The sequence below is a fragment of the Rhizobium sp. NRK18 genome, from assembly GCF_024385575.1.
Lineage (GTDB): Bacteria > Pseudomonadota > Alphaproteobacteria > Rhizobiales > Rhizobiaceae > JANFMV01.
The window spans coordinates 1394767-1415106 of record NZ_JANFMV010000001.1 but is presented as its reverse complement, the minus strand read 5'-3'; the positions used below and the strand labels follow the sequence as shown (position 1 = coordinate 1415106).

General features: G+C 63.2%; 18 protein-coding genes. 8 read left to right on the top strand and 10 right to left on the bottom strand.

The genetic code is table 11. The annotated features are described in order from the left end of the window. Positions 1-9 precede the first annotated feature (9 nt). Together xdhB and xdhC are read left to right on the top strand one after the other, a co-directional pair. Positions 10-2349: a xanthine dehydrogenase molybdopterin binding subunit gene (gene xdhB / locus NN662_RS06510; protein ID WP_261929489.1), complete on the top strand. Its 2340-nt coding sequence runs from the start codon at positions 10-12 to the stop codon at positions 2347-2349. A 9-nt stretch (positions 2350-2358) separates the two neighbouring features. Next, a complete protein-coding gene (xdhC, locus tag NN662_RS06505) occupies positions 2359-3159 on the top strand; it encodes a xanthine dehydrogenase accessory protein XdhC (protein ID WP_261929488.1) in 801 nt (266 codons plus the stop codon). A gap of 3 nt (positions 3160-3162) precedes the next feature. On the opposite strand, the gene NN662_RS06500 is transcribed toward xdhC, so the two are convergent. Beyond that, positions 3163-3396, bottom strand: a complete 234-nt coding sequence (locus NN662_RS06500; RefSeq protein WP_261929487.1) for a hypothetical protein — start codon at positions 3394-3396, stop codon at positions 3163-3165. 96 nt (positions 3397-3492) lie between these two features. Here NN662_RS06500 and NN662_RS06495 point away from each other — a divergent pair, with 96 nt between their 5' ends. The 4 genes from NN662_RS06495 (at position 3493) to guaD (ending at position 8829) form a co-directional block, all read left to right on the top strand. Further along, a complete protein-coding gene (locus tag NN662_RS06495; protein ID WP_261929486.1) occupies positions 3493-4410 on the top strand; it encodes a LysR substrate-binding domain-containing protein in 918 nt (305 codons plus the stop codon). A gap of 142 nt (positions 4411-4552) precedes the next feature. After that, positions 4553-6160 carry a tetratricopeptide repeat-containing sulfotransferase family protein gene (locus NN662_RS06490; RefSeq protein WP_261929485.1) on the top strand — a complete coding sequence of 536 codons (1608 nt, stop codon included), beginning with the start codon at positions 4553-4555 and terminating at the stop codon, positions 6158-6160. 117 nt (positions 6161-6277) lie between these two features. Beyond that, positions 6278-7522, top strand: a complete 1245-nt coding sequence (locus tag NN662_RS06485) for a urate hydroxylase PuuD (protein WP_261929484.1) — start codon at positions 6278-6280, stop codon at positions 7520-7522. Further along, the gene (guaD, locus tag NN662_RS06480; RefSeq protein WP_261929483.1) at positions 7519-8829 is read left to right on the top strand and encodes a guanine deaminase; all 1311 of its coding nucleotides are present in this window, start codon (positions 7519-7521) and stop codon (positions 8827-8829) included. The genes NN662_RS06485 and guaD overlap by 4 nt, the downstream gene beginning before the upstream one ends. A gap of 177 nt (positions 8830-9006) precedes the next feature. Here guaD and NN662_RS06475 read toward each other — a convergent pair whose 3' ends face one another. Further along, positions 9007-9843 (bottom strand): LysR family transcriptional regulator, encoded by an 837-nt coding sequence (locus NN662_RS06475; protein WP_261929482.1) that lies wholly within the window; start codon positions 9841-9843, stop codon positions 9007-9009. A gap of 95 nt (positions 9844-9938) precedes the next feature. On the opposite strand from NN662_RS06475, the gene NN662_RS06470 reads away from it, so the two are divergent. Then, complete coding sequence (locus tag NN662_RS06470; protein ID WP_261929481.1) at positions 9939-10913, top strand: quinone oxidoreductase family protein; 975 nt, start codon at positions 9939-9941, stop codon at positions 10911-10913. Between the two features lie 200 nt (positions 10914-11113). Here the strand turns inward: NN662_RS06470 and NN662_RS06465 are convergent, their stop codons facing one another. The 7 genes from NN662_RS06465 to NN662_RS06435 all read right to left on the bottom strand — a co-directional run bounded on the left by NN662_RS06465 (position 11114) and on the right by NN662_RS06435 (position 16266). Continuing rightward, entirely contained in the window at positions 11114-11854 is a 741-nt protein-coding gene (locus NN662_RS06465) for a metallophosphoesterase family protein (protein ID WP_261929480.1), read from the bottom strand. A 3-nt stretch (positions 11855-11857) separates the two neighbouring features. Next, on the bottom strand, positions 11858-12214 hold the full coding sequence (gene uraH, locus NN662_RS06460) for a hydroxyisourate hydrolase (protein ID WP_261929479.1): 357 nt from the start codon (positions 12212-12214) through the stop codon (positions 11858-11860). Beyond that, positions 12211-12711, bottom strand: coding sequence for an ureidoglycolate lyase (locus tag NN662_RS06455; protein WP_261931879.1), 501 nt, complete (start codon positions 12709-12711; stop codon positions 12211-12213). The genes uraH and NN662_RS06455 overlap by 4 nt, the downstream gene beginning before the upstream one ends. Before the next feature lie 46 nt (positions 12712-12757). Next, positions 12758-13258, bottom strand: a complete 501-nt coding sequence (gene uraD, locus NN662_RS06450) for a 2-oxo-4-hydroxy-4-carboxy-5-ureidoimidazoline decarboxylase (protein WP_261929478.1) — start codon at positions 13256-13258, stop codon at positions 12758-12760. Then, the gene (gene puuE, locus NN662_RS06445; RefSeq protein WP_261929477.1) at positions 13258-14181 is read right to left on the bottom strand and encodes an allantoinase PuuE; all 924 of its coding nucleotides are present in this window, start codon (positions 14179-14181) and stop codon (positions 13258-13260) included. Before puuE ends, uraD begins: the two co-directional genes overlap by 1 nt. A gap of 82 nt (positions 14182-14263) precedes the next feature. Beyond that, a complete protein-coding gene (locus tag NN662_RS06440) occupies positions 14264-14971 on the bottom strand; it encodes a DUF1045 domain-containing protein (protein ID WP_261929476.1) in 708 nt (235 codons plus the stop codon). Between the two features lie 116 nt (positions 14972-15087). Continuing rightward, complete coding sequence (locus NN662_RS06435) at positions 15088-16266, bottom strand: NAD(P)/FAD-dependent oxidoreductase (protein ID WP_261929475.1); 1179 nt, start codon at positions 16264-16266, stop codon at positions 15088-15090. Between NN662_RS06435 and mnmD the strand changes: the two genes are divergently transcribed. Next, complete coding sequence (gene mnmD / locus NN662_RS06430; RefSeq protein ID WP_261929474.1) at positions 16265-16993, top strand: tRNA (5-methylaminomethyl-2-thiouridine)(34)-methyltransferase MnmD; 729 nt, start codon at positions 16265-16267, stop codon at positions 16991-16993. The genes NN662_RS06435 and mnmD overlap by 2 nt on opposite strands. Here the strand turns inward: mnmD and NN662_RS06425 are convergent. Beyond that, positions 16982-20275: a response regulator gene (locus NN662_RS06425; RefSeq protein WP_261929473.1), complete on the bottom strand. Its 3294-nt coding sequence runs from the start codon at positions 20273-20275 to the stop codon at positions 16982-16984. The genes mnmD and NN662_RS06425 overlap by 12 nt on opposite strands. Positions 20276-20340: the final 65 nt, after the last annotated feature.

Below are 20340 nucleotides of genomic sequence, written 5' to 3'. Positions count from 1 at the left end.
AAGACGGACATGGACAAGAGAACCTTCGAACCGAAAAACAGCATCAACGGCCCGATGCATCAGGTCCTGAAGCACGACTCCGCCCACAAACATGTCAGCGGCACCGCCGACTACATCGACGACATGCCGGAACCGGCGAACCTCCTGCATGGCGCACTCGGTCTGTCGACGCGCCCGCATGCGAAAATCCTGTCGATGGACCTGTCCGAGGTGGAAGCCTCGCCCGGCGTCGTCTGCGTGCTGACCGGCAAGGATGTGCCCGGCGTCAACGACGTCTCGTCCGCCGGACTGCATGACGAACCGCTCCTCGCGGAGACGGAAGTCCAGTTCCACGGCCAGCCGATCTTTGCCGTCATCGGCGAGACCCGCGAGGCTGCCCGCCGCGCCGCCACGAAGGCAAAGATCGAATACGAGGATCTGCCCTTCTGGACCGACATCGATGGCGCGCTGGCCAATAAGGCTCCGACTGTGGTCACCCCGATGACGCTGAAGCGCGGCGAGGCAGAAGCGGAAATGAAGAATGCGCCGCGCAGGCTCTCCGGCACGATGCGGATCGGCGGCCAGGAGCATTTCTACCTGGAAAGCCACATCTCGATGGCGATTCCCGGCGAGGACGATGAGGTCACCATCTGGGCCTCCACCCAGCATCCAAGCGAAATCCAGCACATTGTCGGCCACGTTCTCAACATTCCCTCGAATGCGATCACCGTGAACACGCGGCGCATGGGCGGCGGCTTCGGCGGCAAGGAGACGCAAGGAAACCAGTTTGCGGCTCTGGCTGCCATCGCCGCAAAGAAGCTGAAGCGGGCCGTAAAATTCCGCCCCGACCGCGACGAGGACATGACCGCGACCGGCAAGCGCCACGATTTCCGCGTCGATTACGAAGTCGGCTTCGACGACGACGGCGCCATCCACGCGGTAAAGGCGAACTATGCCGCCCGCTGCGGCTACTCGGCCGATCTGTCCGGCCCCGTCACCGACCGCGCCCTCTTCCATGCCGATTCCAGCTATTTCTATCCGCACGTGCTTCTGAAGTCGCAACCGCTGAAGACCCATACGGTCTCCAACACCGCCTATCGCGGCTTCGGCGGTCCGCAGGGCATGGTCGGCGGCGAGCGCATCATCGAGGAGATCGCCTATGCGCTGGGCAAGGATCCGCTCGAAATCCGCCGCAAGAATTTCTACGGTGAGAAGGGCTCCGACCGCGTTCTGACGCCCTACCACCAGACGGTCGAGGACAACATCATCGGCCGCATCGTCGACGAGCTGGAAGCCTCGTCCGACTATCAGGCCCGCCGGCAGGCGATCATCGAGTTCAACCGCACGAGCCGCGTCATCCGCAAGGGCATCGCGCTGACGCCGGTCAAGTTCGGTATCTCCTTCACCATGACGGCCTTCAACCAGGCCGGCGCGCTCGTACACGTCTATCAGGATGGCTCCATCCACCTGAACCACGGCGGCACGGAAATGGGCCAGGGACTCTACACAAAGGTCGCCCAGGTTCTTGCCGATGCCTTCCAGGTCGATATCGACAAGGTGAAGATCACCGCGACGACGACCGGCAAGGTGCCGAACACCTCGGCGACCGCCGCCTCCTCCGGCACCGACCTCAACGGCATGGCCGCACTCGATGCCGCCAACCAGATCAAGGACCGGCTGGTCCGCTTCGCCGCCAAGAAGTGGAAGGTGAAGATGGCCGACATCACCTTCCTGCCCAACCGGGTACAGATTGGCGACAAGGAGGAAGTCCCCTTCCCCGATCTCGTCCGTCAGGCCTATTTCGAACGCGTCCAGCTGTCCGCTGCCGGTTTCTACAAGACGCCGAACATTCACTGGGACCGCGCCAGCGGCAAGGGCCAGCCGTTCTACTACTTCGCCTATGGCGCGGCCTGCTCCGAGGTGTCGATCGACACGCTGACGGGCGAATACATGATCGAGCGAACCGACATCCTTCATGACGTCGGCAAGTCGCTCAATCCGGCAATCGACATCGGCCAGGTGGAAGGCGCCTTCGTGCAGGGCATGGGCTGGCTGACAACGGAAGAACTCTGGTGGGACGGCAAGGGACGGCTGCGCACGCACGCGCCGTCGACCTACAAGATCCCGCTCGCCTCCGACCGGCCGAAGATATTCAACGTCCAGCTGGCGGAATGGTCCGAAAACGCCGAACCGACCATCGGTCGCTCCAAGGCTGTCGGCGAGCCGCCCTTCATGCTGGCGATCTCGGTCCTGGAAGCCCTGTCGATGGCCGTTGCCAGCGTCGGCGACTATCGGGTCTGCCCAAAGCTCGACGCACCGGCGACGCCGGAGCGTATTCTGATGGCCGTGGAACGCATGAAAACGGTATGATGCCGTCTCATGTTCACTCGTGATTCCTTCAGGGCGTTTTGCGCCCGCCATCGCCAGCTGGTCTTCGTAGAGGTCGCCTCGGTCAAAGGGTCGACGCCCCGCGAGGCGGGCGCCTTCATGCTGGTCGCACCGCGCGAGACATGGGGCACGATCGGCGGCGGCCAGCTGGAATATCGCGCCATCGCCCATGCGCTGAAGCTGATGGTCGGCGAAGAGACCACGCTCTCGCTCGACATTCCGCTCGGACCCGAGATCGGGCAGTGCTGCGGCGGGCGAACGCTGTTGCGCTTCCTGCAGGCCGATCCGCACATAATCCAGCTGATCGAACGGCGTCTGGAGGACGAACGCGCCATCTGGCCGGACGTTTACATCTTCGGCGCCGGCCATGTCGGCAAGGCGCTCGTCCGCGCGCTGTCTCCCCTGCCGCTCGCCGTCACCATGGTCGAGACGCGCGCCGAGGAACTGCAGGGCCTTAAGGCGGAAGGGGTCTCGGTGAAGCACGTCGCCATGCCGGAGGCGCTGGTGGCGGACATCCGGCCGGGCGGCGCCGTCCTGGTGATGACCCACGACCACGCGCTCGATTTCCTGATCGCCCGCGAAGCGCTCATGAACGACGATCTTCTCTACGTCGGCATGATCGGCTCGTCGACGAAACGCGCGACCTTCGTCAACTGGCTGGCGCGTGAAGGCGAGGACGAGACGCTGGCACGGCGTCTGATCCTGCCGATCGGCGGCGCCAGTGTCAGGGACAAGCGTCCAGCGGTGATCGCCGCCATGGTTGCAGCCGAGCTTCTCGACCACCTGCTTTGACCGTCACAGCATGAGGCGAAGGACGCTGCCGGCCCGCCAGAATTGCTCGCGTCCGGCCAAACTTGCCGGTTCGGCGCCATCGCCGATGCCGATATCGGCGCGGATAGGCGCATCGAGCGCATCTACACGACCGCCTGACGTTGCAGACGGAGTTGATCGCCCGAACATCAGGCGCAGTTTTTCGATGACAGAGCGCGCCGCCGCGCCGCTGCCCTGGACGTCTTCAATGCTGGCCATTGCCAGTTTCCTTTTATTGATCCACAGTCAATTTCGTCCGAAAAATGCTTTCGCACCAACGAATTTGTTGTCGACATGCATAAAGAGAACTGATCCATGAAATTGTCGAAACAACTGCCGCTCAATGCACTCAGGGTCTTCGAGGCCGTGGCCCGGCACGGGTCTTTCACGCGCGCCGGCGACGAACTGGGCATGACCCAGACGGCGGTCAGCTATCAGATCAAGCTTCTGGAGGAGGCGATCGGCGAACAACTGTTCCTTCGCCAGACACGGCAGATCACCCAGACGCCGGTGGCCGAGCGCATGCTGCCGAAGGTGACCGAGGCTATGTCGCTGCTGCACGAGGCCATGGATTCGGCGCGCAAGGCATCGAATGAGATGCTGGAAATCCATGCGGTCCCGACCTTCGCCACCCTGTGGCTCGCCCGCAATCTCGGCTCCTTCCAGTTGCGCCATCCGGAAATCGCCGTGCGGCTGGTCCGCTCCGACCAGGCAACGCAGGTCTATCGTCAGGGTGCGGACGTCTCGATCGAATATTGCAACGAGGCGCCGGCCGGTCTCGTCGCGCATCCCCTGCTTCGGCTGGAATTCACGCCGATGCTGAGCCCGGCCCTGGCGGAGAGCATCGGCGGCGTGAAGACCCCCGCCGACCTGCTGCGGCTCCCGGTGATGAACGAAACCGCCGACGAAGAATGGTGGCGCCGTTGGCTGGCGCTGGCCGGCGCGGACTACCAACCGCTGAAACGTGCGACGATCAACGCCATGGGCATCATGGACCTGGAGGCCAAGGCAGCCATCAGCGGCCAAGGCATCGCCATCCTGAGCCCCTTCCTGTTCCAGGAGGAACTGGCCTCCGGCCGCCTGATCCAGCCGTTTCCCTTCGCCCTGCCGGCCAAGGCGCCGCTCAGCCTCCTCTACGCCCACGCCCACCGCCGCGCACCGAAGATCCAGGCCTTCCGCGCCTGGCTGGAGAGCGAACTTGCCGGCGAAGCCGCCACGCTGGAGACACGGTGAGCCAAAAGCAAAAGGCCGAGGTTCAGCCCTGGACAAGCCGCAGACGCTATCCACCGGTTGATAGTTGGAAAACATGCGCAGGGCGATGAGCAGCGACACGGCAGAAAAAATTGAGGCTATGCTGGCGCGAGCCCGCCAAGGCATGCAGTCAGCAGCGCTTGCCGGCCGGCAGCTGCCAGCGGGCTTCGCCGATACGATCGCCGAGACCTGCATCAAGGCGGCGCGGCAGGAAATTGGCCGAAACGAGCCGGCCGCCGCCGTCAGCATAGTCGATGGCGCCCTCTCGCTGTTTCCGGATCACCCGGCCCTCCACCTGGAGCGTGCCTCGATCGCCATCACCACCGGCGATCCGCGCACCGCCCTCTCCCACCTCTCGTCCGTGCTGGCCATCCGCAAGGATGATGCCGACGCCCTCCACCTTGCCGGCTATGCCAGTCAACTTCTGTGGCGCCTCGACGAGGCCGTCGCCTATCTGCGGCGCGCCGTGGAACTGCGTCCGGATAACGACCGCTTCCTCAGGACGCTCGCCAACGCCTATTCCGCCGCCGGCCGGCCGCAGGACGCCGCCGCCATCTGGCTAGACTTCGTGGAGCGCGAGCCGGACTGCCTCGACCACCTGTACTGTCTTGCCGGAACCCTGAACGACGCCGGCGAGATCAAGCAGGCGACCGAGACCTACCGTCGCATCGTCACGCTGGCGCCGGACAGCGGCGCCGCGCATCGCATGCTGGGCCTGGCGACGCGGTATGACGACCCATCGCATCCGCATATCGCCGAACTGGAGAACGGCCTGGCGCGGGCGTCGGAAGACAAGGCCAATGCCCGGGAATTCCATTTCGCGCTCTACCGCGCCTATGACGGCACCGGGGACTATGACCGTGCCTTCGCCCATCTGATTGAGGCGAACCGGCTGCTTGGAGAAACCAAAGGCTATTCAAGAGGTTCCGAGTTCACCCTGATTCAGCGTCTGCAAGATCATTTCTCTTCGGCTTTCGTTGAAGAGATGCCCGTATCCGATTCGCAGGATTCACCTATTTTCATCGTCGGCCTGCCGCGCTCCGGTTCGACGCTGACCGAGCAGATCCTCGCCAGCCATCCCGATGTCGGCGGCGCCGGCGAGGTTGCGGTGCTGCAGGATCTCGTCGAGCGTAACCTGTTCGATCACGGCCTCTCTACCCTCAAGACCCTCGACCGCGGTTCGGTTCCGTTACTGAATACGCTTGCCGCCGAATACATGTCTTGCCTCACCGCCCTCTCTCCCGGTGCCCGGCGTGTCACCGACAAATACCTGTCGAACTTCCTGTGGATCGGCGTCATCCGCATGCTGTTTCCGCAAGCCCGCATCGTCCATTGCCGGCGCGACCCTGTCGCCAACGGGTTTTCGATCTTTTCCAACCACTTCGAAACCAGCGGCCTGCTCTACAAGGCGCGGCTGGAAGATATCGGCCGCTACCATCGCGCCTATAGCGGCCTGATGGATCACTGGCACGCCTGCTTTCCGGGCTGGATCCACGATCTCGACTACGAGACGCTGACGGAGAACCAGGAGGCGGAAACCCGCCGCCTGCTTGCCTATTGCGGCCTTGCCTGGAACCCGGCCTGCCTCGAATTCCACAAGACGAAACGGACGGTCAAGACGACGAGCTACAATCAGGTCCGGCAAGCCATGTATAGCGGCGCGGACCGCAAGACCCTGAATTACATCCATCATCTGCAGCCGCTGATCGACAGTCTCGCTGCCGGGAAGTGACGCTTCATATGCCGAACCGCCACGCGGCGCGACAAATGCGGTGCGGCGCACAAAATCTCTTTTCTTGTCCGTCCGAATTGCGCAAAGTGGTCGCAAAGACTTCATGGGGGCACTTGCATGTATGAATTCGCCATCGCCTGGGAATGGCTGGCCTTTGCCGTTCGCTGGCTGCACGTGATCACGGCGATCGCCTGGATCGGATCGTCCTTCTATTTCGTTGCCCTCGACCTCGGCCTCGTGAAGCGGGACCACCTGCCGGAAGGCGTCTATGGCGAGGAATGGCAGGTCCACGGCGGCGGCTTCTATCACATGCAGAAGTACCTGGTGGCGCCGGCGACGATGCCGGAGCACCTCACCTGGTTCAAATGGGAAAGCTACGCCACCTGGCTTTCCGGTTTCGCCATGCTCTGCGTGGTCTATTACGGCGGCGCCGACCTGTTCCTGATCGACCGGCACGTGCTCGATGTCAGCCAGCCGGTCGCCATCCTCATCTCCATGGCGTCGCTCACCGTCGGCTGGCTGTTCTACGACACGCTCTGCAAGTCGCCGATCGGCAAGAGCACCTGGGGCCTGATGATCCTGCTCTATGTGCTGCTGGTGCTGATGGCCTGGGGCTACACCCATCTCTTCACCGGCCGTGCCGCCTTCCTGCATCTCGGCGCCTTCACCGCGACGATCATGTCGGCCAACGTCTTTTTCATCATCATCCCGAACCAGAAGATCGTCGTCGCCGATCTGGTGGCCGGCCGCACGCCTGATCCCAAGCTCGGGCTCCAGGCCAAGCAGCGCTCGCTGCACAACAACTACCTGACGCTCCCCGTCATCTTCTTCATGCTGTCGAACCACTATCCGCTGGCATTCGCGACCTATTTCAACTGGATCATCGCCGCCCTCGTCTTCCTGATGGGCGTCACCATCCGCCACTGGTTCAACACCACGCATGCGCGCAAGGGCACGCCGCACTGGACCTGGGCGCTGACCGCCATCATCTTCGTCGTCATCATGTGGCTGTCGACCCGCCCCGGCCCCGAGCAGGCGGCGCAGGATGAAAACACCGCCGTGGCGCCCGCCTTCCAGGAGTTTGCCGCCGACGCCCATTTCGGTGCGGCCCGCGACGTCATCCTGTCGCGCTGTTCCATGTGCCATGCCGCCGAACCGGCCTATGAAGGCATCAACCGTCCGCCGAAGAACGTCATGCTCGAGACCGATGCGGAGATTGCCTCGCATGCGCGGGAAATCTATATCCAGGCCGGCCGCAGTCACGCCATGCCACCGGGAAACGTCACCGACGTCACGCCCGACGAGCGCAAGCTGCTGACGGCCTGGTATGAAAGCGCAACAGGCGGAAGCAAGACCGAATGACCGAAACTCTCCTTTTGCGCGGGCGGCTCCTGTCCTTCCGCCGCGCACCTGCCGACATTTCCGACACCGGCAGCTATCTTTACGAGGAGGACGGCGGTCTCCTGATCGAGAACGGCAGGATCGCTGCATGCGGCAGCTACGCCGACGTCGCCAGCAAGGCTTCATCGGGCGTCCGCGAGGTCGACCATCGACCGCATCTCATCATGCCGGGCTTCATCGATACCCATCTGCATTTCCCGCAGATGCAGGTCATCGGCTCCTACGCCGCCAATCTGCTGGAATGGCTGAACACCTACACCTTCATCGAGGAACAGCGTTTCGCCGACAGGGCGCATGCGGAGAGGATAGCCGTCCGCTTCTTCGACGAGATGGCCCGCCACGGCACCACGACGGCGGTCGCCTACTGCTCGGTCCACAAGACCTCTGCCGACGCCTTCTTCGCGGAAAGCCTGAAACGCGGCACCGCGATGATCGCCGGCAAGACGATGATGGACCGTAATGCGCCGGACGCGCTGACCGACACGCCGCATTGCGCCTATGACGACACCAGGGCGGTGATCGCCGAATGGCACGGCAATGGCCGCAATCGCGTCGCCATCACGCCACGCTTCGCCATCACCTCGACACCGGAGGAGATGGAGGTGGCAAAGACGCTCGCCGCCGAACATCCCGATCTGCACATCCAGACGCATCTTTCAGAGAACAAGGACGAGATCGCCTTCACCTGCTCGCTCTATCCGGAGGCGAAGGATTACACCGATATCTATGCCCGCTACGGGCTCCTGGGCCCGAAGAGCCTGTTCGGCCACGCGATCCACCTTTCCGACCGCGAGGCGGATGCCATGAGCGAAAGCGGCTCGGTCGCCGTCCACTGCCCGACCTCAAACCTCTTTCTCGGCTCCGGCCTTTTCCCGATGAAGACCTATCAGCGCCGCGACAAGCCGGTCCGCGTTGCGGTCGCAACGGACATTGGCGGCGGCTCCAGCTATTCCATGCTGCGCACGCTCGACGAAGCCTACAAGATCCAGCAATTGCTCGGCGAACGGCTGAACCCGCTCGAAAGCTTCTACCTGATGACGCTCGGCAATGCCGAGGCGCTCTCCATGGCGGACGAAATCGGCACGCTCGACCCCGGCACCATCGCCGACCTCGTCGTGCTCGACGCCTCGGCCACACCGGCCATGGCGCTGAAGCAGGAGGTCAACCGGACGCTGACGGAAGAACTCTTCCTCATGCAGACCATGGGCGACGACCGCACGATCGCCGAGACCTACATCGCCGGCCGTCCTGCCAAGAGCGTTCTGTGAGTTCTTGACCTGACCTTTCTTGTAAATTGCCCCTCACCCTGACCCTCTCCCCGCTCGCGGGGAGAGGGGACGAAGCCGCGGCGCTTCTGCACAGTCCCTTCTCCCCGCGAGCGGGGAGAAGGTGCCCGGCAGGGCGGATGAGGGGCAATTATCGCTGAGGTTTGCTCGGCCACTCCCCTACCCCGCCGAAACCGCGTCGATCACCGCCCGGATCGCCGGGGCCTGACGGATATCGGGGTGCACGACGAGCCAGACCTCGCGGGTCAGCGGCGGCAGCCGGCTTTCGACGACCTCAAGGCCCAAATCGGGGCCGACCATGAAATCCGGCAGGATGGCGATGCCGGACCCGCTGCAGGCCGCCATCAACTGAAGGTCTAGAACGGAAGACCGGAAGGAAACCGGGCGACCGGCAGCAAATTCCAGCAGCAACCGGTATTGCGGCGAATTCTCCATCTCCCGGTCATAGCCAATGAAGGTCCAGTCCGCCTCCGGCGTCTGCCGCGTGTAGCCATGCGCAGCGTAGAGAGAAAACGTCACGTCGTCGATCTTGGTAATCGTCAACTCGCCTTCCACCGGTCGGGTCATGCGGATCGCAATATCGGCCTCGCGCCGCGCCAGCGAGGCATCGCGCTTTTCGCCGAGAATGGTGAGCCGCAACTGTGGATGCCGCTGGCGCAACGCCAGAAACCGGGGGCCGAGCACCTTGGTGCCGTAACCCGGCGGAGCGCTGATGACGACCTCGCCCGCTATCTCCGAACGGCCACCGACCGCTGCCCGCTCGATTGCGATCGCCCCCTCCTCCATGCGCTCGGCCAGCGCTGCAATGCGTTGTCCCTCCACCGTCAGCGACAGGTGGCGTCCGCGCCGATCGACGAGCTTGAGGCCGAGCTCGGCCTCAAGCGCAGCCACCCGCCGCGCCACCGTCGCATGCTCGACCCCGGCCGCCCTGCCCGCCGCTGACAGCGTGCCTTCTTTGGCAAGCAGCGCAAAGATGCGCAGGTTTTCCCAGTCCATATCCGTTAATTTCCTCACATCCAATGCGCATATATCGGGAATTTTCAATCAGAATAGCGTGCGCCAAACTCCTGTCCAGACACAGGAGATGCAGCATGACCAAAGTCGTGAAACTCACCGAGACCGGTGGCCCCGAAAACTTCGTCATCGAGGATCAGTCGCCGGCAGATCCCGGCCCGCAGGAAATCCGCATCCGCCAGGAGGCGATCGGGCTCAATTTCGTCGACATCTATCATCGCGTCGGCCTCTACAAGCTTCCGAGCTATCCGGCCGTGCTCGGCGTCGAAGGCGCCGGCGTGGTCGAGGCCGTCGGCAGCGCGGTGACCGACCTGAAGCCCGGGGACCGCGTCACCTATGCCGGCGCACCCGTCGGCGCCTACGCTGCAACCCGGCTGCTGCCCGCCGAACGCGCCTTGCGGCTGCCCGACAGCGTGTCGGCGAAGGTCGCCGCCGCATCAATGCTGAAGAGCCTCACCGCCTATATGCTCCTGAAGGAAGTTTATCCGGTTGGCGACAACACCACCGTCTTCGTCCAGGCGGCCGCCGGCGGCGCCGGCTCGACCATCGTCCGCTGGGCCAAGCATTTCGGCGCCACCGTCATCGGCGCCGTCAGCTCGGACGAGAAGGCGGAGATTGCCCGCCGCCATGGTGCCGACCACGTGATCGTCGGGCGTAACGCCGATCTCGGCAAGGAGGTCAAGGCGCGGACGGACGGTCGCGGCGTCGATGTCGCCTATGAGGGGCTTGGCGGCGACGCGCTGATCAAGGTGCTGGACTGCGTGCGCCCGTTCGGCATGGCGGTCAATATCGGCCAGATCGTCGGGCCGGTGCCGTCCACGATCGGCGCCGACATTGCCGCACCGCGTGCCATTGCCTTCGCCCGGCCGAGCGTGATGTTCTACATCTCCGACACGGCACGATACCGCAAGGCCGCCGATCGCGTGATCCACCATCTTGCAGCCGGCATGGCACCAGGCGAAGGTCAGGAATATGCCCTTGCCGACGTCGCCCAGGCTCATCGCGACCTTGAGGCCGGACGCACGAGCGGCAGCGCCATTCTCATTCCCTGACGGGCACAGCGGAGTAAAATTCGAGCGGGAAGAAAAATTTACCGGAAAGAAAATTTCTTCTTTACTTTACGTTAACCACTCGGCAGTATCTTCACATACAGATCCTGCATTTACGAATGCAGTCGAGGGAAACCGCGCTAGCACGGATGTACTGCAGCGCGGTTTCCCGCACATGAACACTCCAGAAATTGCAGTCGTTTCTAGCGCAGCCAACCGGTCGCCAGCGCCGACGCCCACTCGTGCCGGCCGTTCTCGCGTGCCAGCCCGGCTGCGGCCTCGCAATCATAGCGCACCTGCCGGAAGGTGACCGACCAGCCCCCGTTGTCCTTCTCGAGAATTGCGTAGCTTGCCAGCGGATTGCCCGCCTGCAAGCTGTGCGGATAAGGCTGATCATCCTCGTAGCCGGGACAGCCGACGCTGCCCGGATTGACGATCAGCCGGCCGTCGCGAAGCCGGACCGTTCGCGGCGTGTGGGTGTGTCCGCAGAGGATCAGTTCAAACGCCACACCTGCGGCCATTGCCTCGACCTCATCGATCGGGCGCTGATGCATCACGCCCTCGGGCGAGACGGTTTCCAGCCAGTAGGTGTTGTCGTCGCTCGGCATGGCATGACAGAGATAGACTGCGTCCCGCCAGACGCGATCGAATGGAAGGCTTGCCAGCCATTCAAGATGCGCAGGGATCAACCGGTCGCGGGCATAGCGATCGGTCCGCCCCATCTCCTCCGGCATCTGTTCGACGAGATAACGGTCGTGATTGCCGCGCACCGTCGGCAGGTCGAGGGCGATCAGCCGGTCCGCCACCTCCGCCGGCCAGAGTGGTCCGGAGACGCAATCCCCCAGATTGACGATATCGCGCACCCCCAACCGCGCAATATCGGCGAGCACAGCTTCCAGCGCTTCGAGATTGCCGTGAATGTCGGCGATCGCGGCGAAACGCACCGCTCAGCTGCCGCGATAGGTGGAATAACTGTAAGGCGAGAGAAGCAGCGGCACGTGATAATGCGCCGTCGTATCGGCAATGCCGAAGCGGATCGGGATGTCGTCGAGGAACGGCGGATCGGCAAGCGCCACGCCCTTCACCTTCAGATAATCGCCGGCATGAAACAGGAGTTCGTAGCGGCCGGCGGCGAAATCGTCGCCCTGCAGCAGCGAACCGCCATCGACGCGGCCATCGGCATTCGTCACCACCGTCTTGATCAGCACCGGGGTCTTTCCGTCGAGCCGGAAGAGATCGATGACCAGCCCTTCGGCGGGCGTGCCGCGGGCGGCGTCGAGGACGTGCGTGGTAAGACCGGTCATGGCTTCGGCTCCGTGATCGTGAAGGGTGTGTCGAAGAAGAATTCCTCGAGATTGTTGCCCGGCCCGGCGCGATCGACAACCAGGAAGTCGGACGCCTCGCCGATCGCCATCAACGGATGGTGCCAGACATTGCGGCGATAATTGACGCCCTGGTGAGCCTCGGCGAGGAACACCTGCGGCTCGCCGGGATGTCCGTCCTCGTCCGTCGAAACGATCACCAGAAAAGGCCGGCCGGAAAGCGGCGTGAACGACTGGCTGCCGAACGGGTGCCGTTCCATCATGTCGACAGCGTAAGGAAAGCTGCGCGCCTGCCCGCGGAAGATGTTGAGGATGACCGAAGCCCCCTCGCCTTCGGCTTCGGCGGTGGCGAGCGCATGAAAGCGCTCCGTCGTGCCGCCATTGATCAGCCGCATGGTCTGCGGATCGGCCTCCAGCACATCGCCAAAGGGGGCAAAGGCCGCCTTGGTCAGCGGCCTTATCGACAGCACGCGGCTCATCATGAGCAATCCATCAGCCGCAAGCGCAGCACGTCAACGACGTCAATCATGGGGCATTCTCCGAAAACAGGGCTTCGAGCCGCAGCCGCGCGATCTTCTCCACCTGTGCGCACGCCGTTTCCAGTTCCTCGCCGCGCTCGTGATGAATGCGTGTCTCGAACGCCGCCAGAATGGCATCCTTGAAGAGGCCCTTCACGGCAATGATGAAAGGAAAGCCGAACTTCGCGACATAGGCCGCATTGAGCTCCGTAAAGCGCGCATGCTCCGCGGCCGTCAACTGGTCGAGACCGGCGCCGGCCTGCTCCTTGCGGCTGTCCTCGGTCAGCTTGCCGGCAATCGCGAGTTTGCCGGCGAGATCCGGGTGAGCGCGAAGCACGCCCAGCTTCTCCTCGTCGCTCGCCGCGCGAAAGGCGTCGCATAGGGCGGCATGAACGCCTTCCGCCGAAAGCGGCTCCCGGAGGCCCGCATCATAGGCCCGCTCGGCGACCCAGTGCGAATGCTCGAATATGCCGCCGAAGCGGGCGACGAATTCCTGTCTGTCCATCATCACATGATCTGCGGCTTGTGGTGCTCGTGCCAGTGATGGGCGATCTCGATCCGCTTGGGGATCCACACCTTCTCGTGGGACAGCACATATTCGACGAAGCGCTTCAGCGCGGCGGCACGGCCCGGGCGGCCGACGAGACGGCAGTGCAGGCCGACATTCATCATCTTCGCCTGCCCCTCCTTGCCCTCCTGATAGAGCACGTCGAAGGCGTCCTTCAGGTAGTTGAAGAACTGGTCACCGGCGTTGAAGCCCTGCGGCGTGGCGAAACGCATGTCGTTGGTTTCGAGCGTGTAGGGAATGATCAGGAACGGCTTGCCGTCGAGACCCGGCACCCAATAGGGCAGATCGTCGGCATAGGAATCGCTCGAATAGAGGAACCCGCCCTCCTCCATCACAAGCTTCAGCGTATTGTCGGACGGCTTGCCCTGATACATGCCGAGCGGGTGCGATCCGGTCAGTTCCTTGTGCAGCCGCACAGCTTCGAGAATGTGCTCGCGTTCCTTCTCGATCGGGAAGTCCTTGTATTCGAGCCAGCGATAACCGTGGCTGGCGATCTCCCAGCCGGCTTCCTTCATCGCCGCAACCGCTTCCGGATTGCGCGCCATGGCAAGCGTGACGCCGTAGACGGTCACTGGGACATTCAGGCTCGTGAACATGCGATAGAGACGCCAGAAGCCGGCGCGCGAACCGTATTCGTAGATCGATTCCATGTTGAGGTTGCGCTGCCCCGGCCAGGACTGCGCGCCGACGATTTCCGACAGCAGCGATTCCGACCCCGGATCGCCATCCAGGATCGAGCTTTCGCCGCCCTCTTCGTAATTGACCACGAACTGCACCGCGATCCGCGCATCGCCCGGCCATTTCGGGTCGGGAGATTGGCGGCCATAGCCGACGAGATCGCGGGGATAATTGTCTATGTCCATCGACGCACCTTTTTTCCAGTCGGTCAAAAATTATCAGGTGCGATTGGATTGTCGAGGGCGCGAAGCCAAAAAGCGGTGCGTTCTACGCCCTCTTTTTCTGCGACACGGGACCAAGCGGATGCAGCGAGTGCACGTGGAACGGAGCGCCCTGCTCCTCCTCGATCATCAGCGCCAGATTTGCCACTTCCAGCGGTGTTTCGAGGGCCGGCGCAAAGAACCGGTTCAGGGCGCGCTCGAAACGCTCCAGTTCGGACACGTTGAGCGCACCCGTCAGCATCATGTGGAACCGGTATTCGTCCATCACATGCGGATGGCCCCAGCGATGGAGATTGGCAAATTCGGCGGCGTTGAGGATATCGGGGTTGCGCCGCTCGATCTCGACATCGCTGAGCGGGGCGCGGTAGGCGTCGAACTCATGGATGACGGCGGCGGCCAGTTCATGCATTTCATAGGGATAGGTCGATGCGATCAGACCCAGTCCCTGCCCGACCCGCGCGACTTCGAGCGGCGGCAGCAGGAACGGCTGGCGGCCGCCGGCAAACGTCATCATGTGCTTGAGAAGAGACGCCGGATTGGCATCCTCCTTCAGCCGGAACGGCGCCTGCAGCATGGCGTGGAAGCCCGCCCGGCGCGGCAGCGCGGTGTGAAAGGCGATCTCATGGATGCCGAGCCCGCCGATGCCATGCGGTTCATAGAGATGGCCCGCGAAAGCGTCGCGGCCGAGCCACAAGGCCGCCGCCTCCGCAAGCTGATGGCGCGGCGGCGGTGTAAAGACGATAGAATAGCGCATGTCGTACATCCCGCAGGAAGGATGAAATCTGTCCGCATCGGTCTTTCCGATGCCGTTTGCGCCGGTTTAGGTGATTTGCGTAACAGATTGACGACGGGGATATGGCCGAAATGCGCTCATATCTTGCCGGCAAGGGCAAAGTGTCTTGCGGCCTGGAAACTATCCGGAACGTCGATTTCCGAAGGCGCTCCGATAATCTCGCCGACGACGGCGCTTGCCAACCGATGGGCGATCCCGAAACTGACCTTGAAGCCGCCCGTCAGGAACGAGACATTCGCATGCGCAGGATGCCGGCCGGCCATCGGATCGCGTCCGATCGCCTTCGGCCTCAGCCCGGCCCAGCGTTCCACGACCGCCGCGTCCCTGAGGCAGGGCGCCAGCACCCTCGCCCGCTTCAGCAGGTCATCGAGCAGGGCATCGGTCGAGAACGGCCGATCGAACTCCTCCTCGCTGGTACTGCCGATTGCGACCAGGCCATCTTCATGCGGCACCACATAGACGCCGTCATGAAAGATCACCGGCAGTGTCGGATCGATATCCGCCTTCAGCAATGCGGCCTGTCCCTTGACGGGCTTGCCAAGCGGCTTGCCTGCGGCAGTCAGGGCGCCCGCAAGCGGAAACGACCCCACGCCGGCGGCAATCAGGCAGTGGCCAAACCGGATGGTCTTATCGCCGACAGAGGCGACGCCGGCATCCGGATCGATGGCGGTCACCGCAGCATTCTCCAGACCCCTTGCCCGGCCCGACTGCCGAAGGGCCGCGATCAGCGTCGCCGTCAATGCCCTGGGCGACACACGGGCCGCAAACGTGTCGAGCACCACGCCGAACGGCGCGGCTTCGGCGTCAGGCCAATCCGCAAACGGTGAGCGCTCCAGCACCTGCCAGACATAGTCCGCACCGCTGGCCTGCCAGTTCCGTCGTGCGTCGTCTGCATGCCCGAAGGCGCGCTCGCGGTTCTGCTCGTGGGTCAGCGGCAGCAGGCGGCCGCAACGGCGATATCCGGTCGAAAGGCCCGTCATCCCTTCCAGCGCGGCGATTTCGGCTTCCAGCGAGACCAGCGCATCGAACTGAAACTGCTTCTTCGCGTTCCACCGGTCCGGCTGGTGAGACATCAAGGCGCCGAGGAAGCCGTTGCTTGTTCCGCCGCCCAGTCGGCCCGCATCGGCGAGCACGATATCGAGCCCCGCCGCGGCTGCCTTGCAGGCTGCCCACAGCCCCATGATGCCGCCGCCGACGATCAAAAGACCGGTGGACGATTGACCGCTCGCTACCGCGGTATTATCGGCTTGGCTCATGACGGATCCAATTTCAAACGACGGCGCCTCCGGCAACAGGCTCGAATGGCGCGAGGGCGATATGCCCTATTCGACCGCCTTTGGCGACCACTTTTATTGCCAGACGGACGGGCGGCTGGAATGCGCCTACGTGTTCATGGACGGCAACGGATTGCCGGCGCGCTGGCAGGACGGCCAGGATTTCCGGATTGGCGAACTCGGCTTCGGCACAGGCCTCAACCTCTGCGAAACCTGGCGGCAATGGAAGCTGTCGCGCCCGGCAGGTGGTCATCTACACTTCACCTCCTTCGAGCTCTATCCCATGCAGCGCGACGAGATCGACAGGGCGCTCGCCCATTGGCCGGAGATAGACGCGGAACGACAGGGGCTGGTAGACCTTTGGCCCGACGCCCCTGAGGGCATCGTCACGCTCGAACTCGACGGCAGCACGACGCTGACGATCGTCTGCGGCTCGGCGATGGACACCGTTCCCGCCGTTCCAGTGCCCTTTGACGCCTGGTATCTCGACGGCTTCGCGCCGTCGCGCAATCCCGACATGTGGTCGCCGGAACTGATGGCCGATGTCTTTGCGAAGACCGCAGAGGGAGGCAGTTTCGCCACCTATGCCGCGGCAGGCTTCGTGCGCCGCAATCTCGCCGCCGCGGGCTTCGAGGTCAGGCGCCGGCCCGGCTTTGCCGGCAAGCGCGAAATGCTGTTTGGAACGAAGACGTCCCCTTCAGCGGCGTGATTGCCCCGCCCCTTCGCCTTCCACATCGCTCAGCAGCGCATGAATCTTGTCCAGCAGGACCGATGGCACGATCGGCTTGGCGAGGTGATCATCCATGCCGGCATGGAGGCAGATTTCGCGCTCCCGTTCGAGTGCATGGGCGGTTATGCCGATGATCGGCACATGCGCGCCATCGCCCCTTTCCTGTTCGAGGTCTCGTATCATGCGGGCAGCCTCGAAGCCGTCCATCACCGGCATCGAGATATCCATGAGGATCAGCGCGGGCGACGATGCCTCCCATGCGGCCACCGCCTCCGAGCCGTTTTCGACCATCTTGAAGCGAAGGCCCGCCTCGAGGAGGATTTGCGAGAAGAAGATCCGGTTGACCTCGTTGTCCTCGGCGACCAGCACATCAATCCGCTGCACCAGGGTCGAAGCGTCGACCGCCGGCGGCCTCGTTTCCGGACGCGGACCCTGCTGCTGCCGATGCCGGACGTCTGGCACCTCGCGCACCGCAGTCCTGAGAACCTCGATCAGCGTGTTGCGCAGAATTCCAAGCCGCACCGGCTTGACCACATAGGTGTCCGCGATCGTGCCGGTCTTCGGCTGCCCCCGCTCCGCGGCATCCAGCGATGACAGGAGGATGGCCGGAATATGCGGGCATATATCGCGATGGATGATACCAACGGCGGTCGTGCCCTTCATGTCGTCAAGCCTGTCGTCGACGATGATCGCGGCCGGCTTCACCCCCGCTTCGATGGCAGCCCGGAGGATCTGCATCCCCATCGCCGCATCTTCCGCCGCCACCGCGTCGCAACCCCAGTCGGACAGCTTGTTGGTGAGCATCGCGCGACCGTACGGATTGGAATGGACGACGAGAACACCGCTTCCGCCGAGATCCACCGGCAGCGACCAGACCCGCTCGCGATGCGCGGCGACTTCGAACGGCAGCTCGACGATAAAGGTGGAGCCGACGTGGGGCTCGCTCTCGACCGCAATCGTACCGTGGAAGAGATCGACCAGTGCGGCCGTCACCGACAGGCCCAGCCCCATGCCCTCATGGCGCTTGCTGCTTCCCGCATCCAGTTGATGGAACTTGTCGAATATGGTCGGCAGCTTCTCGCCGTCGATCCCTGTTCCCGTATCCCTGATCGTCAACACCAGCCGTATCCGCCTGGGATCGTCCTTGTCGGGCTTCGACGAGACGTCGATCAGCACGTGGCCTTCTTCGGTGAAGCGGATGGCGTTGCTGACAAGGTTGATGAGAACCTGTCTCAGACGGCCGGCATCGCCGACGAGCGCACTTGGCAGGCTGTCGTCGCTCGAAAGGAAGATATCGAGATCCTTTTCGAACGCCGTCGCCGAAAACAAGGTCGCCACGTCTTCAACCGCTTCGAGCGGATCGAAATGCTGGTTGACCAGTCGCAACTGGCCGGCCTCGATCGTCGAGAAGTCGAGAATGTCATTGATGATCGTCATCAGGGCCTTGCCGGATTTGATCATCACGTCGATGAAGGTCTTCTGCCGCGGATCCGGATCCGTTTTGGCAAGCAGTTCCGCCATGCCGAGAACACCGTTCATCGGCGTGCGGATTTCGTGGCTGACGGCCGCGAGGAAATCGGACTTCGCCCGGTCTGCGGCCTCGCTGCGGGAGAGCGCCACCTTCAGCTCTTCTTCACGCTGCTTCATCTCCGTCATGTCGGTCAGCACGATGGTCCACTGACCAAGTCCGTTGGGCGAGGCTTCCATATGCACCCAGGTCTTGCCTGCGGCCAGGAAACCGGCGGAGAACGCCTGGTCGTTCTGGAGAAAATTGTCCCATTCCGCCCGCTTGTCTTCGAGCGCGCCTTCGAAATCGCCCCGCGCAGCACAATGTGAAATGAGGTCTGTCCACGCGGCGCCGGGCAACAGCAACTCCGGCGGCAGTTCCAGCATGGCCGGCAATGCGTCATTGGCAAGCAGAATGCGCCCGTCCTCGATCAGCAGCAGCCCCTGCGACATCACCCGCGTTGCATCGGAGATGAACCGCCCGAGACGGGACAGCTGTTCCTGTACCTGATCGATCTCCATCTCCCGCGACCGGATGGTGGTCACGTCCGTGTAGATCATCAGCAGGCGTCCGTCGCTCAGATGCCGGTTCGAGACGACAACGGTCTTGCCGTTGGCATATTCTATCTCCTGCGGCTCGTCGAAATTGCCATCCGCGAGCTCCTTCGTCCGCCGGTCAACATAGGATTCCAGCGCCTCGGATTTGACCGGCACCATGCCGCTCCTGCGCGTCACCTCCACCACCTCGGCAAATCCCATGCCTTCGAGCACAAGGTCATCGCCCCAGCCCCATATGTTGCGGGCCTCCGGATTGACGTATTCCACGGTGAGTTCGCTCGACATGATGACCACGCCGACGGGCATCGCCGACACGAGACGTTCGAGATCGCCGCGCAGGGCTTCGGTTTTCGCCCTTTCGGCAATCAGCTGCGCCTCGCGCTGCTTGAGCTCCGTAACGTCGGTGATCGTCCCGACGAGGAAGGACCTGCCACCGGCGGAAACACTGCAGACACGGCAAAGCAGGTCATGGTCCGCGCCGTCAGACAGGACCGCCGTTTGCTGAAATTCGGCCGTTCGCCCGGTCTTGAGAACCTCCTCATCCGCGGCCTGGTATTCATACCCCGCGGGACCGAAGATATCTGGCTGGGTCGTTCCTACCAGCTCCTCTTCGGGCATGCCGACGATATGGGCATAGTGACGATTTGCGGCGATCAGCCGATGGTCTCGCGCACGCACAAATGTGGCGACCGGAAGATTGTCGAGCAGTTCCTTGAAAAGATCCTGCCCGAAGGAATTCTCGCCGCCAGCAGGTACAGGTCCCTCAGGCGAGGGTGCCCCGGCGACGAGAGCGCCCTCACCGGACGTCTCCTGCAAAGTTGCCCTGCTGCCGGAAATTGCGCCCGCCTGCTCATCGAAGAGGCCGATAACGTGAAACTGGCCGCCATCCGAGATGAAACGTTCGATCAGCACGGAATGCCGTGTGTTGGCGGTCGCATCGAACCAGCCGGTGGTTTCTTCCGAGCCGAAGACAAGCGCGCGCCGTTCCCGTTCCTCGAGTTCGCCCGTCTCGCCGGCGATGCCGAGATCGCTTGCGGTATGACCTTCAAAGCTGTCGGCGGTCCGCCCGAAGAGGCGCGCAAAGGCATCGTTGACCACGGCAAAGCGAAGCTTCCCGTCTTTCACATAGGCGGGAAGATCGTAAGCGCGGACGCGCGCACATGCCAAAAGAACCAAGTCGGCCCCGGCCTCGGACAATTCAAAACTCCCGGTTGCACCAGTTCAGGTCAACAACAGGAATATCAGATGTCCCTTGAATAATT

Bases quoted from the DNA above. Each gene is read 5' to 3' on its own strand.
- xdhB (WP_261929489.1), top strand. From the start codon at position 10: ATGGACAAGAGAACCTTCGAACCGAAAAACAGCATCAACGGCCCGATG.
- xdhC (WP_261929488.1), top strand. From the start codon at position 2,359: ATGTTCACTCGTGATTCCTTCAGGGCGTTTTGCGCCCGCCATCGCCAG.
- NN662_RS06500 (WP_261929487.1), bottom strand. From the start codon at position 3,396: ATGGCCAGCATTGAAGACGTCCAGGGCAGCGGCGCGGCGGCGCGCTCT.
- NN662_RS06495 (WP_261929486.1), top strand. From the start codon at position 3,493: ATGAAATTGTCGAAACAACTGCCGCTCAATGCACTCAGGGTCTTCGAG.
- NN662_RS06490 (WP_261929485.1), top strand. From the start codon at position 4,553: ATGCAGTCAGCAGCGCTTGCCGGCCGGCAGCTGCCAGCGGGCTTCGCC.
- NN662_RS06485 (WP_261929484.1), top strand. From the start codon at position 6,278: ATGTATGAATTCGCCATCGCCTGGGAATGGCTGGCCTTTGCCGTTCGC.
- guaD (WP_261929483.1), top strand. From the start codon at position 7,519: ATGACCGAAACTCTCCTTTTGCGCGGGCGGCTCCTGTCCTTCCGCCGC.
- NN662_RS06475 (WP_261929482.1), bottom strand. From the start codon at position 9,843: ATGGACTGGGAAAACCTGCGCATCTTTGCGCTGCTTGCCAAAGAAGGC.
- NN662_RS06470 (WP_261929481.1), top strand. From the start codon at position 9,939: ATGACCAAAGTCGTGAAACTCACCGAGACCGGTGGCCCCGAAAACTTC.
- uraH (WP_261929479.1), bottom strand. From the start codon at position 12,214: ATGACCGGTCTTACCACGCACGTCCTCGACGCCGCCCGCGGCACGCCC.
- NN662_RS06455 (WP_261931879.1), bottom strand. From the start codon at position 12,711: ATGAGCCGCGTGCTGTCGATAAGGCCGCTGACCAAGGCGGCCTTTGCC.
- uraD (WP_261929478.1), bottom strand. From the start codon at position 13,258: ATGATGGACAGACAGGAATTCGTCGCCCGCTTCGGCGGCATATTCGAG.
- puuE (WP_261929477.1), bottom strand. From the start codon at position 14,181: ATGGACATAGACAATTATCCCCGCGATCTCGTCGGCTATGGCCGCCAA.
- NN662_RS06440 (WP_261929476.1), bottom strand. From the start codon at position 14,971: ATGCGCTATTCTATCGTCTTTACACCGCCGCCGCGCCATCAGCTTGCG.
- mnmD (WP_261929474.1), top strand. From the start codon at position 16,265: ATGACGGATCCAATTTCAAACGACGGCGCCTCCGGCAACAGGCTCGAA.
- NN662_RS06435 (WP_261929475.1), bottom strand. From the start codon at position 16,266: ATGAGCCAAGCCGATAATACCGCGGTAGCGAGCGGTCAATCGTCCACC.